The organism is Brevundimonas sp. AVps23W (genome assembly GCF_058681395.1).
On the sequence record NZ_CM178738.1, the window covers coordinates 755001 to 769434 of the forward strand.

Below are 14434 nucleotides of genomic sequence, written 5' to 3' on the forward strand. Positions count from 1 at the left end.
ACGGTAGGGTCAGCGACTGGGGTGAAGTCGTAACAAGGTAGCCGTAGGGGAACCTGCGGCTGGATCACCTCCTTTCTAAGGATGCTTCTCCAGGCCGTCTCTCACGAGGCTGTCTATTGAGGCTCCAATAAACTGCGGAATGCCGCCGTCTCCGTTTCTCTTTCCACTTTCGTCATCGACGCATCGGCCATACGGGTTGATGTATTGGTGACGCGATCGCGAGCCTGGGCCTTTAGCCCGGCTGTCGCTGCCATAGGCCCGTAGCTCAGGTGGTTAGAGCGTACGCCTGATAAGCGTAAGGTCGGCAGTTCGAGTCTGCCCGGGCCTACCAGGACTTCTGGTTCGCTGGGGGTTCTCAGCCTCAAGACGGCATCGCCGACAGCTCTCCTGGGCTTCGCACTGTTCCTGTTGGAATGGGGCCATAGCTCAGTTGGTAGAGCGCCTGCTTTGCAAGCAGGATGTCGTCGGTTCGACTCCGTCTGGCTCCACCATCCCGCAAGCGCGGGGCGGCGAATGACCGGAGGCCCCGCTTTGGAAGCGGTGGCGCATCCTGCCAAAGCTCGCAGATCGCATCAGGAATTGCCCGTCGCCGCATGGCGACTGGCATTGAAATCGTGAAGGAAGAACGTGACCGGCTCCCCTGAGCTTGTAGGTCTTGTTCGAGAAGAAGACATTGTCTGACAAAAATCAGGCTTGGTCCCCCGGCAACTTTCCAGTCGGGCGGAATAAACCAAGCATGAGTTTTGCTGAGAAACGATCAAACGTTGAAGGGCTTCTGACGGATGCCTTGGCGTAGAGAGGCGATGAAGGACGTGGCAAGCTGCGATAAGAACCGGGGAGGCGCTAGCACCCTTTGATCCGGTTATTTCCGAATGGGGAAACCCACCTTTACAGTCTTCCAACTCTGTTCCGGCTTCGGTCGGGTCAGCGATTGGCGGATTGTTGAAAGGTATAATGAGCTGAATACATAGGCTTCATTAAGCGAACCCGGGGAACTGAAACATCTCAGTACCCGGAGGAAAGGACATCAACCGAGACTCCCGTAGTAGTGGCGAGCGAACCGGGACCAGGCCAGTGCTCTTGTGAAATAAAGACGAACGATCTGGAAAGGTCGGCCATAGTGGGTGAAAGCCCCGTAGTCATCAAACAGCAAGAGACTCGAGTAGGGCGGGACACGTGAAATCCTGTCTGAACATGGGGGGACCACCCTCCAAGCCTAAGTACTCCTCTACGACCGATAGTGAACAAGTACCGTGAGGGAAAGGTGAAAAGCACCCCGACAAGGGGAGTGAAACAGATCCTGAAATCGGAAGCCTACAAGCAGTCGGAGCCCCCAAGCGGGGTGACGGCGTACCTTTTGTATAATGGGTCAGCGACTTCATGTGTCGAGCAAGCTTAAGCCGTTAGGTGTAGGCGCAGCGAAAGCGAGTCTGAATAGGGCGCTAAGTTCGACGTATGACGACCCGAAACCAGGTGATCTATCCATGAGCAGGTTGAAGGTTGGGTAACACCAACTGGAGGACCGAACCCGTGAATGTTGAAAAATTCTGGGATGACTTGTGGATAGGGGTGAAAGGCCAATCAAACCTGGACATAGCTGGTTCTCCGCGAAATCTATTTAGGTAGAGCGTCCGACGAATTCCTTGGGGGGTAGAGCACTGGATGGTTGCGGGCTGCGCGAGCGGTACCAATACTAACCAAACTCCGAATACCCAAGAGAACTATCGGGCAGACACACGGCGGGTGCTAACGTCCGTCGTGAAAAGGGAAACAACCCTAACCATCATCTAAGGCCCCCAAGTCACGGCTAAGTGGGAAACGATGTGGGATTGCTTTGACAATCAGGAGGTTGGCTTAGAAGCAGCCATCCTTTAAAGAAAGCGTAACAGCTCACTGATCAAGCGATCCTGCGCGGAAAATGTAACGGGGCTCAAGCCGTGCGCCGAAGATATGGGTTTGCAGTTTACTGCAAGCGGTAGCGGAGCGTTCCGTAGGCCGGTGAAGGTCAGGCGTGAGCCTGGCTGGAGGTATCGGAAGTGAGAATGCTGACATGAGTAACGATAAGAGTGTGAGAGACACTCTCGCCGAAAGACCAAGGGTTCCTGCGTAAAGCTAATCTGCGCAGGGTTAGTCGGCCCCTAAGGCGAGGCTGAAAAGCGTAGTCGATGGGAAGCAGGTAAATATTCCTGCACCAGCTGGAAGTGACGGATGGCTTAACTCGTACCCACTTATTGGATTGTGTGTGCGGGGGCGTTGTCCCAGGAAATAACTCCAGCAGAGACCGTACCCGAAACCGACACAGGTGGTCAGGTAGAGCATACCAAGGCGTTTGAGAGAACTATGCTGAAGGAACTCGGCAAATTGCACGCGTAACTTCGGAATAAGCGTGACTCACCCTGGGCAACCAGGACTGAGTGGCACAAGCCAGGGGGTAGCGACTGTTTAGCAAAAACACAGGGCTCTGCGAAGCAGCAATGCGACGTATAGGGTCTGACGCCTGCCCGGTGCCTGAAGGTTAAAGGGAGATGTGAAAGCGTCGAACTGAAGCCCAGGTAAACGGCGGCCGTAACTATAACGGTCCTAAGGTAGCGAAATTCCTTGTCGGGTAAGTTCCGACCTGCACGAATGGCGTAACGACTTCCCCACTGTCTCCAGCATAGGCTCAGTGAAATTGAATTCCCCGTGAAGATGCGGGGTTCCCGCGGTCAGACGGAAAGACCCTATGAACCTTTACTATAGCTTCGCCTTGGCGTTAGCGACCGTATGTGTAGGATAGGTGGGAGACTATGAAACCGGGGCGCCAGCTCTGGTGGAGTCGTCCTTGAAATACCACCCTTACTGTCGTTGACGTCTAACCGAGGGCCGTTATCCGGTCCCGGGACATGGCGTGGTGGGTAGTTTGACTGGGGCGGTCGCCTCCCAAAGTGTAACGGAGGCGCGCGATGGTGAGCTCAGAGCGGTCGGAAATCGCTCGTCGAGTGCAATGGCATAAGCTCGCCTGACTGCGAGACTGACAAGTCGAGCAGAGACGAAAGTCGGCCATAGTGATCCGGTGGTCCCGAGTGGAAGGGCCATCGCTCAACGGATAAAAGGTACTCTAGGGATAACAGGCTGATTTTGCCCAAGAGTCCATATCGACGGCAAAGTTTGGCACCTCGATGTCGGCTCATCACATCCTGGGGCTGGAGCAGGTCCCAAGGGTATGGCTGTTCGCCATTTAAAGTGGTACGTGAGCTGGGTTCAGAACGTCGTGAGACAGTTTGGTCCCTATCTGCCGTGGGTGTTCGAAGCTTGAGAGGATCTGTCCCTAGTACGAGAGGACCGGGATGGACATACCTCTGGTGTACCTGTCATGGCGCCAGCTGTGCAGCAGGGTAGCTAAGTATGGAATAGATAACCGCTGAAAGCATCTAAGCGGGAAACTAACCTCAAAACAAGGCTTCGCTGAGGATCGTGGAAGACTACCACGTTGATAGGCCAGGTGTGGAAGTGGGGCGACCCATGAAGCTTACTGGTACTAATAATCCGATCGGTTTGATCGTTTCTCAGCAAAACTCATTCGATGATTGCTCCTTGACCGAAGCAATCCAAGACAATGTCTTCTCATCATCCGCTGTCCGCCTTGTTGACCTGGTGGCTATGTCGGAGGTTCCCCACCCGATCCCATTCCGAACTCGGTCGTTAAGCCCTCCAGAGCCAATGGTACTTCGTCTCAAGGCGCGGGAGAGTAGGTCGCCGCCGGGTCTACAAGGCGGACAGCCGATGATGAAAAACAAATCACCGCACACGCGGCCTTCTCGAACCGTTCTTCCTCACGACACTACCGTTTGCCGCGGGATGGAGCAGCCCGGTAGCTCGTCAGGCTCATAACCTGAAGGTCGTAGGTTCAAATCCTACTCCCGCACCCAAACAAATAAGCCGCCGGATCAATGATCCGGCGGCTTTTTGCTGCCTGCAGTGCCCTTCATTTGGCACGTGTGCCGCCTCCAGTCCTCCGAGAAGGCAACGCAAGACGCCCTACAACGGCGGTGGCTGGGTGCTGAAGCAGGCGGTCGCGCCGACGCGGCCTGATCTACCGCCCAGATCTCAGGATAGAGGGGGGCTATGATCCGCCCCGTCTCAGCCCTCAGCCCTCAGCCCTCAGCCTTAGCCTTAGCCGGGCCGCCACGCCGACAGGATGGCCTCGACCTCTGCAGTCTCGATCTGCTGGCCGTAGCGACGATATCCTCGTCCGAGGAACTGCACAGCGCGTCCGTCGCGACCACGACGCGGTAGCCGAGGTCTACAGCTCCCAGCACGGTCGCCAGAACGCAGACGTCGGTCTCTGCGCCCGTGACCACCAGCGTATCTACGCCATCGCGACGAAGGCGGGCGTCGAGGTCGGTTTCGATCCAGGGCGAATAGAGGGTCTTGTCCAGGGTCCAGCCTGGCGGCGCAAACCGCTGCAGCTCGGAGGCCAGGTCCACCATCGGCTCGCCCAACGTCTCAAGGGTCATGGACGCCCAGCGATCCCAATATTTGCGCCATGTCCCCCACCTTCGCCGGGCCGTGCGGCGGGGATGAAACGGGTGAAACAGGTGCGGTCGGCCCGCTGTTCACACAGGCGTACGATCACGGGCATGACCCGTTCGGCCCAAGGCGTTCGCCAGTCCGTGTTTTCGACGAACATCCTCTGCATATCGACGCAGAGGTGCACCGCCGAGGCGGGGATGCCGGCGTTCAGACCCTCCGCCATGCCGCCAGCCCGCCTTAGCCATGGGGGCGTCCTCGTGTCCATCGACGTCGGCGTTGGGCGATGAGGGCTCCACCTCGTCGGGCGACGGTCGGGTCTGGGTGTCGGTGTGATGTTCGATGCGCCCGCTCTCAACCTCGGCGCGTGAGAAGACCTCTTCCTGCCCCGCCTCCAGCAGCTCATCTTCCGGTCCGCCGAGCCCGCCCTGGGCGACGCCGGAGCGACTCGCAGCGGGCTCAGTCGACATAGCGTTTGTACTCTTCGTTGTAGCGGGCGATCCGCCGGTCCGGGTGTTCGCCGGCTAGACCGCAGACCAGGGTCATGCCGCTCTGCAACGGCATTTCCCTGACGCGTAGCCCGATCATGCCGTTGCTGACATAGGCGGGCAGGTCGCCATTTCGGGGGCCATGGGCGGGGGGCGGACTGATCGGCGAGGTCGACATCAGCTTGTATGCAAAGGATTGGCAGGGGCCGGTCGCCTCGTGTCGTCGCCTAGGGTCCGCGCGTGCGGCTCGAGTTTGTTCGCTAGCATGGGGCGGATCCTCGGCCGCGACAGGGCGGCTGCCGACGGAACTCGATAACGGCGTATCGGTTCATCCGTGGCTGGCGGATCCTATGAAGCGGCGGAGGCGAGGCCGAATCTGGAGGCGCTTCTACGCCGCCGCGACGTGCACCTCATAGAGGCGGCCGCCGACCGCATTGAACAGCACGAGGTCGAGGCTGGCTCCATAGACGCCCCGAATGGCCTGGTCCCGCAGCAGATCGCCCATCGTCAGACGTCCTGGTTCGCAAGCTTGAGCGTCGCGACGACCTGTCGATTGAACAATGCGACGCCATTCGCAGGCTGCCGCTCGAACGTCGGTCCGTGCAGGCGGGCGACTTGATCGTAAGGGAGGGGGAGCGGCAGACCGTCAGTCTGCTTCTCGTGTCCGGCGTTGCGGGTCGGTTTGCGCTGTTGGGCAATGGGGGGCGTCAGTTCACCGAGCTAGGGCTGCCTGGGGACTTCATGGACCTGCACAGTCTGGTGATGAAGCGTCTGGACCACAGCGTGATGGCGATCTCAGCCTGTGAACTGGCCGCCATCCCACACGCAGCCCTGCGAAACCTGATGGCGGAAGATCCGCATCTTGCGCGCCTTTTCTGGCTCGAGACGGTGATGGACGCGGCCATCCACCGGGCCTGGCTGGTCGGCCTGGGGCGTCAGGACGCGCAGGCGCGCATGGCGCATCTGTTCTGCGAGACCCAGGTCCGGCTGTAGGCGGTTGGGTTAGCGAACGAGAACGGCTTCGACTTCCCCCTCAGTCAGGTCGAGTTGGCGGATGTGCTGGGCCTGTCTTCGGTCCATGTGAACCGCACTCTGATGTCCTTGCGGTCGGCGGGCCTGATGGATTGGAGAGAGGGGCGGGTGGTCCTCAACGACTGGCGGCGCCTGGTCCGCATCGCCGAGTTTGACCCCATGTATCTTCGATTGTGGAAGGAGCCGGTCTGACGGGGCGGGCGCCAAGTCCGACTGCACGAGATCGACCGGTGCGCCGAGGCTCTCAAGCCTCTGAAACGCTTCGGTCAGGGATGTGTCGGCGGCGAAGAGACGGGCGGTCTCGGCAGAGGTCTCGTCGAGGGCGTCGGTCCTGATGATCTGTGGGCGATCTTGGCGGGCAACTCCGGCGACGAGGCGCTGTTCCGTTCAAAAAGCGACGGAACGAAGGGCGGAGGGCGCGGTTGACGAGGTTCAGCTGATCGGAGCGAGAGCCATGTCTCACAGTGAAGTTTCGACCGACGCCGACGTCGGTTCCACAGCCTTTATCGATAGTGATCGAAGGGAAGGCGACCATGATGCGTCGAGCCTTCAAGCCGTGCTCATCAATCGGCCGAAGCAGGACCTCTACGCCTTCTGGCGCGACTTCAGAAACCTGCCGGCCTTCATGGAAAACGTGAAGGCGGTTGAGGTGTTGGACGACCAGCGGTCCCAGTGGACCATCGCCGGACCGGCTGGGGCGGAGATCGATCTGGTGTCCGAAATCACCGAGGATTCACCTGGCGACCGGATCGCCTGGACCTCCACCGAAGGCTCGGACATCGACCATGAAGGGTGGGTCGAGTTCAAGAACAACGCCTTCGGCCGGGGCACGGAGGTCCGGGTCTTCATCAGCTACGACCGCCCGCCGGCGTCGTCGGCAAGGTCGTCGCCAAGGTCATGCAGCGCGAACCCCGCGTTCAGGCGCGGCGCGAACTCCGTCGCTTCAAACAGCTGATGGAGAACGGGGAAATCTCGACCTCGAAGGCGCCGGACGCGGCGCCGCGCGCCTCGCGCCACTTCTGATCCCAGTCCATTCTTCGATAAGGAACCGCCCATGCGCGCCCTCACCTGGCACGGCAAACACAATGTTCAGGTCGACACCGTCCCTGATCCCCAGATCGTCAATCCGCGCGACGCCATCATCAAGATCACAGCCACCGCCATCTGCGGCTCGGACCTGCACCTTTACGACAGCATGATCCCCGGCATGTCGAACGGCGACATTCTGGGCCACGAGTTCATGGGCGAGGTGGTGGAAGTCGGCCGAGGAAACACCAGCCTGAAAAAGGGCGACCGGGTCGTGGTGCCCTTCGTCATCGCCTGCGGACAATGCTTCTTCTGCGAGCGGTCGCTGCCGGCGGCGTGCGACAACTCAAACCCCGCCGACAAGTCCGACGCCACCGAGATCGCCTATGGCCACCCCGTCGCCGGCCTGTTCGGCTATTCGCACCTGACGGGCGGGTTTGCCGGAGGCCAGGCGGAATACGCCCGCGTGCCCTATTCCGACTATGGCCCGATCAAGATCCCCGACGGGATAGAAGACGAGAAGGTGCTGTTCCTGTCGGACATCTATCCGACCGGCTGGATGGCGGCCGAGAATGCGCAGATCCAGCCGGGCGATACGGTGGCGATCTGGGGCTGCGGCCCGGTGGGCCTGTTCGCGATCAAGAGCGCAATCCTGCAAGGGGCCGGTCGCGTCATCGCCATCGACCGCCATCCGAACCGGCTCGCCCTGGCCAAGGCTAACGGCGCCGAGGTGCTCAACTATCACGAGGTGAAGGTGCGCGAGGCCCTTCAGGAAATGACCGCCGGTCTGGGCCCCGACAGCTGTATCGATGCGGTCGGCATGGAGAGCCATGGCTTCTCGCCCGACAATATCATCGACGCGGTCAAGCAGGAGACCCGGCTCGGGACTGATCGCCCGCATGTACTGCGCGAGACCATCATGGCGGTGCGCAAGGGCGGCACGGTTTCGGTCCCCGGCGTCTATGGCGGGGTCGCCGACAAATGGCCCGTGGGCGCCTTCATGGAGAAGGGGCTGACGTTGAAGACGGGCCAGACCCATGTGCAGCGCTATCTGCCGCAACTGCTGCAACTGGTGCTCGACGGCAAGATCGACACCACTGATCTGATCAGCCATCGCCTGCCTCTCGAACAGGCGCCGGAAGGCTATAAGAACTTCAAGGAAAACCAGAACGAATGGACCAAGGTGGTCCTGAAGCCGTAGCGGTCAGCAGCCGCAGGCGAAGCGCTCAAGCCGCGCGGGGTCGGTTACGATTAGCCGGCCCCGCGACAGCCGCACTGCGCCGTCGCGCTCCAAGGCCTTGACCGCCGCATTGATGCTGGTGCGCTGAACGCCCATGGCCTGGGCCAGGATGGCCTGAGTGGTGCGCAGCTCGGACCCTGCGATCTGATAGAGACGCAGCACCCATTTCGCGGTGCGGTGCGGCACCTGATGAACCGCATTACAGGCCGCCTCGGCCTGGACGCGCGTGAGCCGGTCAAGAGCGTGTCGGGCGAAGACATGCTCGACCCAGGTCCGCCCCATGAGGTTCGCCAGGTCTTCGGCCGGGGCCTCGATCCACCGCGTATCCAGCATTGGAAGAAACTGAGCAGGCACGAATGTACTCGCCAGGGACGCTTCCCATCCGAACATCGAACCCCGGCCGTGCAAGCCGACGCAGGCGATGTTCCGGCGATCAAAGGCGGCCAGCGCGCCTTCCACTACGAAACCGATGGCCGCGCGGCCCGTCGCGCACTCGCCGGCGCGTAGGCTGCGGGACTGACCCCGTTCGCGGATCAGGTCCTGCACCTCGTCGGGCATAAGCCGAAGCACAGGATGATCGAGAACCGCGCGAGCGATGCCCTCGTCCTGACTGGATTCGGCGGGGCGATCCCCCGCGTAGGAAACGGCGTCCAACATGCGGCGATCTTGGCCCGCCGCAAAAGGCCAAGGCATTTACATGGGTTAGCGCGTTACGCGGGGGTGTAATTTCCCGCGACACAGGGTTGGACTAAGCGAGATCGAAAAGAAGGACCGCGGTCAGGCCTCCGCCAGGCGTGGTCTCAAGTCGAAGTTCGGCGTCCATCTGGTGCGCCAGGGCGCGGGCGATCGACAGGCCGAGGCCCGAGCCGCCGGTGGCGCGGCTGCGGGAGGCCTCTCCACGCGCGAAGGGTTCGAAGGCCTGGTCTGCGAAACCGGGGCTGAGGCCGGGCCCGTGATCGACGACCGCCAATCGCCACCGGTCCTCGTCACGACGGAAACTGACCTCTGCGGCGCCGGCGTAGGCGACAGCGTTTTCGACCAGGTTTTCGATGATCCGGCGCAGCCCCCCGGCGTCGGCCTGGATCTGTCCGGGCGCGGGGACGTCCAGCGAGACCGACTGGCCCAGGGCCTGACGCTCGCTCACCAGATCGGTCAGCAGCCGCCCGACATCGACGGGCGCCAGGACGACCGGCCGTTCCTCGCCGCGCGCCACCAGCAGGACGTCCTCGATCAGGGTAGCCATCAGGGCGACGTCCCGGTCGGCGCGAGCCCGTTGGTCCGGGTCGTCGATCAGGGCGACCCGCAGTCGCAGACGGGTCATCAGGGTCTTCAGATCGTGGGCCGCCGCCGCCAGCATTCGCATCCGCTCTCCCATCAGGGCCTGGATGCGGGCGCGCATTCGGTTGAAGGCCGAGGCGACGCGACGGGCCTCGGCATGGCCGGTCTCGTCCATCGGTGGGGCGGCGAGATCGACGGCGAACCGGTCCGACGCCTCGGCTATGGCCTGAAAATCGCGAGTGGCGCGGCGCACCGTGCGCCACACCAGGAAGGCCGCCGCCAACCCCACCACCAGGTTAAAGACCAAGGCGGCCAGAGCGATGCTGCGCCGTCGCTGGCTCAGGCCCGGCGCGACCACCAGCCGTTGCCCATCCGCCAGGGCCACCGAGATCGCATAGACGGCAGTGCGTCGAGCTGCCAGCCGAGGCCGAAACCGCCGCTTCTCCTCGGGAACCAGTAAACGGACATCGCGGTCTTCCAGCGCGGCTCCATAGCTGCGCAGCAGAACCGGCAGAGGGCCGCCGCGTGGACGATAACCGGCGGGCGTGCCGTCGGCGATGAAGAACCGGGTCGCGTCGCCGTTCAGGGCCACCAGAAGATCGTCGCGCTGGGCCGAGGGCGTGCGGTCCAGGGCGGCGGCGGCGGCGGCGATCCGCACCGGCACGGGCAGGCGCCAGTCGTCTTGGCTGGAGCGTTGCAGCCGTAAGAGCCCGAGGACGCTGATCGCCTGAAAGACAACGACCACCAGCACCAGGGTCAGGGTCAGGCGGTTGGCGAGACCGAGCCGCCTCATGAGACGGCCTGGACGTCGGCGGTGAACAGATAGCCGGCGTTGCGGACGGTGCGGATCAGGCGGGGCTCGCGCGGGTGGTCGCCCAGTTTGCGGCGCAGGCGCGAGACCTGGATGTCGATGGAGCGGTCGAAGACGTCGGCCTGGCGGCCTTTCAACACGTCCATGATGTCGTCGCGGGACAGCACCTGTTGCGGGCGTTTGACGAAGGCGGAGAGCAGGTCGAACTCGCCGGCGGTCAGTTCGACCGCTTGTCCGTCTGCGTCGGCCAGGGCGCGCGAGGCGAGGTCGAGGCGCCAACCGTCGAAAGCGATGCGGCGAGCCGGAGAGGGAGGCGCCGCGCGGTCGCGACGGCGCAGCAGGGCCTTGATCCGGGCGACCAGCTCGCGCGGCTCGAACGGTTTGGCGATATAGTCGTCGGCGCCGACTTCAAGCCCGACGACCCGGTCCATCGGCTCGCCCCGCGCCGAGGCGATCAGCACGGGGACCGCGCCTTGCAGGCGGCGGCAGATCGACAGACCGTCCTCGCCCGGCATCATCAGGTCCAGGATCACCAGGTCCGGCCGGCGAACCGCCCAGGCCGCCCAGAAGGCGACGGCGTCGGGGAAGGCCGCGCAGTCCAGCCCCTCGCGCGCCAGCAGGGCGCAGACCAGATCGCGGATTTCAGGGTCGTCCTCGACCAGATGGATCAGAACCGTCGTCATGGGCCAAGCTTTGGCGCAACCGCTCTCGCCCCGCCAGTAGGGGATACATGCTGTTACGCGCAGGCGCCGAGGCGACACACCCCTGGCGGCCGGGTCTGTCAGTCTGCAGTCGTCCGGAACAGGCCGGACCTCGCAAAAGGAGCCTGCCCATGACCGTCCATCGTTCCTTCGTCATCGCCGCCGTCGCGGGTCTGTTGACCGTCGCGGGCGTAGCCGCCGCCGCCGACAGCGCCGAAGCCCAGTCGCGGTCGCGGCATCGCTCGACCAGCGTCAGCGGCCCCTATCACAGCGCGACGCGTGGCGCGGACATCTATCGCAGCCCCGGCTCGGCGTCGGTCTCTCGTTATGGATCTGTCGATGATCAAGCCTGGTCCAGCGCCCGCAACCGCACCACGGTCGATACCGGAAACGGCTACGCCACCACGGCCGTACGCACCGGCCCGGCCGGCAATACCCAGACCCGCACCGCCTCCACCGCCTATGGAGACGACAACTATAGCCGAGGGTCGAGCGTGCAGACCTCGAACGGCTACGGCTATGATCGCGAGGTCGAGGCCTATCGCGATGATGACGGCGTCACCGTGAATCGTACTGTCTCCGCCAACAATGGCGCCAGCCGCAGTTCAACGGTCACCCGTCCTAACTGACCCCTTTTCCGGTTCGGGCGGACCTTTCATCCTGGCCTCCGCCCGTCGCCCCGGCCGTGTTCCCCCAACCTCGCGGCCGGGGCCCCTTCTTCGAGAGCCTCTATGAAAAGCCTTGTCCTTTCCGCCCTGGTCGCCGCAGCCCTGACGGTCTTCGTCTCGCCCGCCCCGGCGCAGACCCCGGCCGACGCGGGTCGCGCGATGTTCCAGCAGGCGGATGTGAACAATGATGGACGCTTGTCCCGAGTGGAGTTCGACGCTGCGCGTGAGAGCGTGTTCGCTCGCGCCGACGCCGACCGCGACGGTCGCCTGACGATGTCCGAGCTGCGCGCCTTGCGGCCGGACGGCGCACCCGCGCCCCAACGTCGTCCCAGCCGCGAGCAGCTCCAGAAGCTGCGCGCCATCGACCGCAACAACGACCGCGCGATCGACCTGAACGAGTTCCGCGCCCTGAATGGGCAACGGTTCGCCGCCGCCGACCGCAATCGCGACGGCTTCGTCACGCGCGACGAGATTGCCGACCTGGTGCGGGCCTTTACCCTGGGCGGTTGAGCGGATCGGTCCTATCCCCTGTGGCGCAAGTCCAGCACGCCCGGTCCCGGTGCGGGCTTGCGGGTCAGGGGTACGCCTTTCAGCCAGAGCTTCAGCGCCTCCCAGTGGATGGCGGCGACCACCTTCAGGGTCAGCAGCGGCATGGCGAGGGCGGCGGCGGCAAGGGCTCGGTTTGTCATGGGCTTGCGCTGGCCGCTCATGGTGGTGGCGATCAGCAGGCCTTGGGCGTCCGAGCCATTGATGGCGAGGGCCAGGGTCTCGCCCGGCGGCTGGCCCTTGAAGTCATAGTCCATGTCCATGCCCATGAAGGGGGACACATAGAGGCCCTTTGCGACCTGCTGTCGGAAACGGCCGGCGTCGGCGTCGGCCGCCAGCACGGGCAGGACGTAGGATCGCCGCTCGGCGAAGGTGCTGGTGACCTCATAGATCATGGCCGCCAGTCGACCGTCTTCGTGATGACAGAAGTAGAGGCTGATCGGGTTGAAGACGAAGCCGAGGACCCGCGGCATGGTCAGCAAACGCACGGCACCCCGGCCGATGTCCACGCCGACCTCCGCCAAGCGGGTTTCGACCTGTGACCGCAGGGCGGCGTCCGACCCGTCGCCGTGGTCTTGGTCGTGAAAGGACAGCAGGTTGAAGCGGTTGCGAGAGAAGACCTTCAGCCGGTCGTCAAGGGCGTCGATCTCGCCCAGGTCCAGCATCAACCAGAAGACGCGATAGTTGAGCCGGTGCGGCTTGGGGCGGAGGCGTGCATGGAAGACGCCGCCGACATAAAGGGCCGAGGCCTGGGTCACGCCGCCCGCTCGAGTTCGGTCGCCGGCGCCGAAAGGTGGATGCGGCCGCTCTCGTTCTGGACCGTCCAGGGACGGCGGACGCCGCCCAGCTGTTCGGCGACCGCCAGGCCCGACTGAAGCCCGTCCTCATGGAAGCCGGCGCCGAAATGGGCGCCGCAGAACCAGACGCCGCCCTGGCCTTGCAGGCTCCATAGTTCCTTCTGCGCCTTGATGGCCGCCGGGTCGAAGATCGGATGCTCGTACAGTTCGCTGCGCAGCAGGGTTCCGGCGGCGGGCGGACGCGGCGGGTTCAGGGTGACGAACAGGTCCTGGCCCGGAAGGCCCTGGAGCTTGTTCATCCAATAGGTGACGCACAGGCCGCCTTCGGCGCCGATATAGTTCCAGGACGCCCAGGCGCGGCGGCGGCGCGGCATCAGGCCGGCGTCGGTGTGCAGAATGGTCAGGTTGCGGCTGTATTTGAACGCGCCCAGCAGTTCGCGCTCGCGCGCCGTCGGCTCGGCCAGCATGGCCAGGGCCTGGTCGGCGTGGGCGCCGATGACGACATGGTCAAACCGCTCCTCGGCGCCGGTCGAGTCCTGAACCACCACGCCGCCGTCGATGCGCCGGACCTGGTCCACCCCCCGGCGCAGACGCACCCCCTCTCCGATCTGGCGCGCCAGTTCCTCGACATAGACCCGGCTGCCGCCGACGACGGTGCGCCACAGGGGGCGACCGACCAGTTTCAGCAGGCCATGGTTGCCGCAGAAGCGCAGGAAGGATTCGGCCGGATAGTCCATCAGCGTATGGGCCGGCGACGACCAGATGGCGGCGGCCATCGGCAGCAGGTGATCGTCCCGGAAGGCCTCGCTGAAACCTTCCCGCTTCAGGTATTGGCCGAGGGTCAGATCGCTGTCGCCCAGGGCGGCCATGCCGGCGGGCGCCGAGCGATAGAAGCGCAGGATCTCCTTCAGCATCGACCAGAAACGCGGGCGGAAAATGTTGCGGCGCTGGGCGAACAGGGCGGGGGCGGCGTATTCGTACCGCCCCTGGTCCAGCGACACGGCGAAGGACATGTCGGTGGCGCGCGTCTCAAGCCCCAGATGGGCGAACAGGGCGATCAGGTTGGGATAGGTGGCGTCGTTGAAGACGATGAAGCCGGTGTCCACCGCCGTCTCGCCGGTCGATGTGCGGACGTCGACGGTGTTGGAATGGCCCCCCAACCGGTCGTCGCGCTCATAGATCGTCACGTGGTGGCGCTTGGACAACAGCCAGGCGCTGGACAGGGCGGCGATCCCCGAGCCCACGACGGCGATCCGCAGCCGCGGACCGATCTCGGTGGGGGACGACAGGGGCATGGGGACTCCGGCAAAGGACGAAAAGACGTTGAAGATACGCGGT

At 63.6% G+C, this 14434-nt stretch carries 14 protein-coding genes, 3 tRNA genes and 3 rRNA genes (1 of these 20 running past the window's edge); 12 read left to right on the forward strand and 8 right to left on the reverse strand.

Annotated elements, in window-relative coordinates:
* The 6 genes from ACW177_RS03665 to ACW177_RS03690 all read left to right on the forward strand — a co-directional run.
* Window positions 1–75 (forward strand): 16S ribosomal RNA (locus ACW177_RS03665); it begins 1386 nt to the left of the window's first position.
* A gap of 179 nt (window positions 76–254) precedes the next feature.
* Window positions 255–331, forward strand: a tRNA-Ile gene (locus ACW177_RS03670).
* An 84-nt stretch (window positions 332–415) separates the two neighbouring features.
* Window positions 416–491, forward strand: a tRNA-Ala gene (locus ACW177_RS03675).
* A 264-nt stretch (window positions 492–755) separates the two neighbouring features.
* Window positions 756–3542: ribosomal RNA gene (locus ACW177_RS03680) — 23S ribosomal RNA — on the forward strand.
* A gap of 87 nt (window positions 3543–3629) precedes the next feature.
* Window positions 3630–3744, forward strand: a 5S ribosomal RNA gene (rrf, locus tag ACW177_RS03685).
* The 16S, 23S and 5S rRNA genes sit together here with 3 tRNA genes alongside, the layout of an rRNA operon.
* 87 nt (window positions 3745–3831) lie before the next feature.
* Window positions 3832–3908: transfer RNA gene (locus ACW177_RS03690), tRNA-Met, on the forward strand.
* Between the two features lie 225 nt (window positions 3909–4133).
* On the opposite strand, the gene ACW177_RS03695 is transcribed toward ACW177_RS03690, so the two are convergent.
* The 3 genes from ACW177_RS03695 to ACW177_RS03705 form a co-directional block, all read right to left on the reverse strand.
* Entirely contained in the window at window positions 4134–4496 is a 363-nt protein-coding gene (locus tag ACW177_RS03695; protein ID WP_492027298.1) for a cysteine hydrolase family protein, read from the reverse strand.
* A gap of 99 nt (window positions 4497–4595) precedes the next feature.
* Window positions 4596–4979 (reverse strand): hypothetical protein, encoded by a 384-nt coding sequence (locus ACW177_RS03700; RefSeq protein WP_492027299.1) that lies wholly within the window; start codon window positions 4977–4979, stop codon window positions 4596–4598.
* Window positions 4969–5175, reverse strand: a complete 207-nt coding sequence (locus tag ACW177_RS03705) for a hypothetical protein (RefSeq protein ID WP_492027300.1) — start codon at window positions 5173–5175, stop codon at window positions 4969–4971. The genes ACW177_RS03700 and ACW177_RS03705 overlap by 11 nt, the downstream gene beginning before the upstream one ends.
* 422 nt (window positions 5176–5597) lie before the next feature.
* On the opposite strand from ACW177_RS03705, the gene ACW177_RS03710 reads away from it, so the two are divergent.
* The 4 genes from ACW177_RS03710 to ACW177_RS03725 all read left to right on the forward strand — a co-directional run bounded on the left by ACW177_RS03710 (window position 5598) and on the right by ACW177_RS03725 (window position 8256).
* The gene (locus ACW177_RS03710) at window positions 5598–5990 is read left to right on the forward strand and encodes a Crp/Fnr family transcriptional regulator (RefSeq protein ID WP_492027301.1); all 393 of its coding nucleotides are present in this window, start codon (window positions 5598–5600) and stop codon (window positions 5988–5990) included.
* 63 nt (window positions 5991–6053) lie between these two features.
* Window positions 6054–6221 (forward strand): helix-turn-helix domain-containing protein, encoded by a 168-nt coding sequence (locus ACW177_RS03715; RefSeq protein ID WP_492027302.1) that lies wholly within the window; start codon window positions 6054–6056, stop codon window positions 6219–6221.
* Between the two features lie 262 nt (window positions 6222–6483).
* Complete coding sequence (locus ACW177_RS03720) at window positions 6484–6984, forward strand: SRPBCC family protein (RefSeq protein WP_492027303.1); 501 nt, start codon at window positions 6484–6486, stop codon at window positions 6982–6984.
* Window positions 6985–7083: 99 nt separating this feature from the next.
* Entirely contained in the window at window positions 7084–8256 is a 1173-nt protein-coding gene (locus tag ACW177_RS03725; protein WP_492027304.1) for a zinc-dependent alcohol dehydrogenase, read from the forward strand.
* 3 nt (window positions 8257–8259) lie between these two features.
* Here the strand turns inward: ACW177_RS03725 and ACW177_RS03730 are convergent, their stop codons facing one another.
* The 3 genes from ACW177_RS03730 to ACW177_RS03740 all read right to left on the reverse strand — a co-directional run bounded on the left by ACW177_RS03730 (window position 8260) and on the right by ACW177_RS03740 (window position 11067).
* Window positions 8260–8952, reverse strand: a complete 693-nt coding sequence (locus tag ACW177_RS03730; RefSeq protein ID WP_492027305.1) for a Crp/Fnr family transcriptional regulator — start codon at window positions 8950–8952, stop codon at window positions 8260–8262.
* Between the two features lie 91 nt (window positions 8953–9043).
* The gene (locus ACW177_RS03735) at window positions 9044–10366 is read right to left on the reverse strand and encodes a sensor histidine kinase (protein ID WP_492027306.1); all 1323 of its coding nucleotides are present in this window, start codon (window positions 10364–10366) and stop codon (window positions 9044–9046) included.
* The gene (locus ACW177_RS03740; RefSeq protein ID WP_492027307.1) at window positions 10363–11067 is read right to left on the reverse strand and encodes a response regulator; all 705 of its coding nucleotides are present in this window, start codon (window positions 11065–11067) and stop codon (window positions 10363–10365) included. Before ACW177_RS03740 ends, ACW177_RS03735 begins: the two co-directional genes overlap by 4 nt.
* A 149-nt stretch (window positions 11068–11216) precedes the next feature.
* Between ACW177_RS03740 and ACW177_RS03745 the strand changes: the two genes are divergently transcribed.
* Together ACW177_RS03745 and ACW177_RS03750 are read left to right on the forward strand one after the other, a co-directional pair.
* Complete coding sequence (locus ACW177_RS03745; protein WP_492027308.1) at window positions 11217–11714, forward strand: hypothetical protein; 498 nt, start codon at window positions 11217–11219, stop codon at window positions 11712–11714.
* A gap of 102 nt (window positions 11715–11816) precedes the next feature.
* The gene (locus tag ACW177_RS03750; protein WP_492027309.1) at window positions 11817–12263 is read left to right on the forward strand and encodes an EF-hand domain-containing protein; all 447 of its coding nucleotides are present in this window, start codon (window positions 11817–11819) and stop codon (window positions 12261–12263) included.
* Between the two features lie 11 nt (window positions 12264–12274).
* On the opposite strand, the gene ACW177_RS03755 is transcribed toward ACW177_RS03750, so the two are convergent.
* Window positions 12275–13057: a DUF1365 domain-containing protein gene (locus tag ACW177_RS03755; RefSeq protein ID WP_492027310.1), complete on the reverse strand. Its 783-nt coding sequence runs from the start codon at window positions 13055–13057 to the stop codon at window positions 12275–12277.
* Window positions 13054–14391 (reverse strand): NAD(P)/FAD-dependent oxidoreductase, encoded by a 1338-nt coding sequence (locus tag ACW177_RS03760; RefSeq protein WP_492027311.1) that lies wholly within the window; start codon window positions 14389–14391, stop codon window positions 13054–13056. The genes ACW177_RS03755 and ACW177_RS03760 overlap by 4 nt, the downstream gene beginning before the upstream one ends.
* Window positions 14392–14434: the final 43 nt, after the last annotated feature.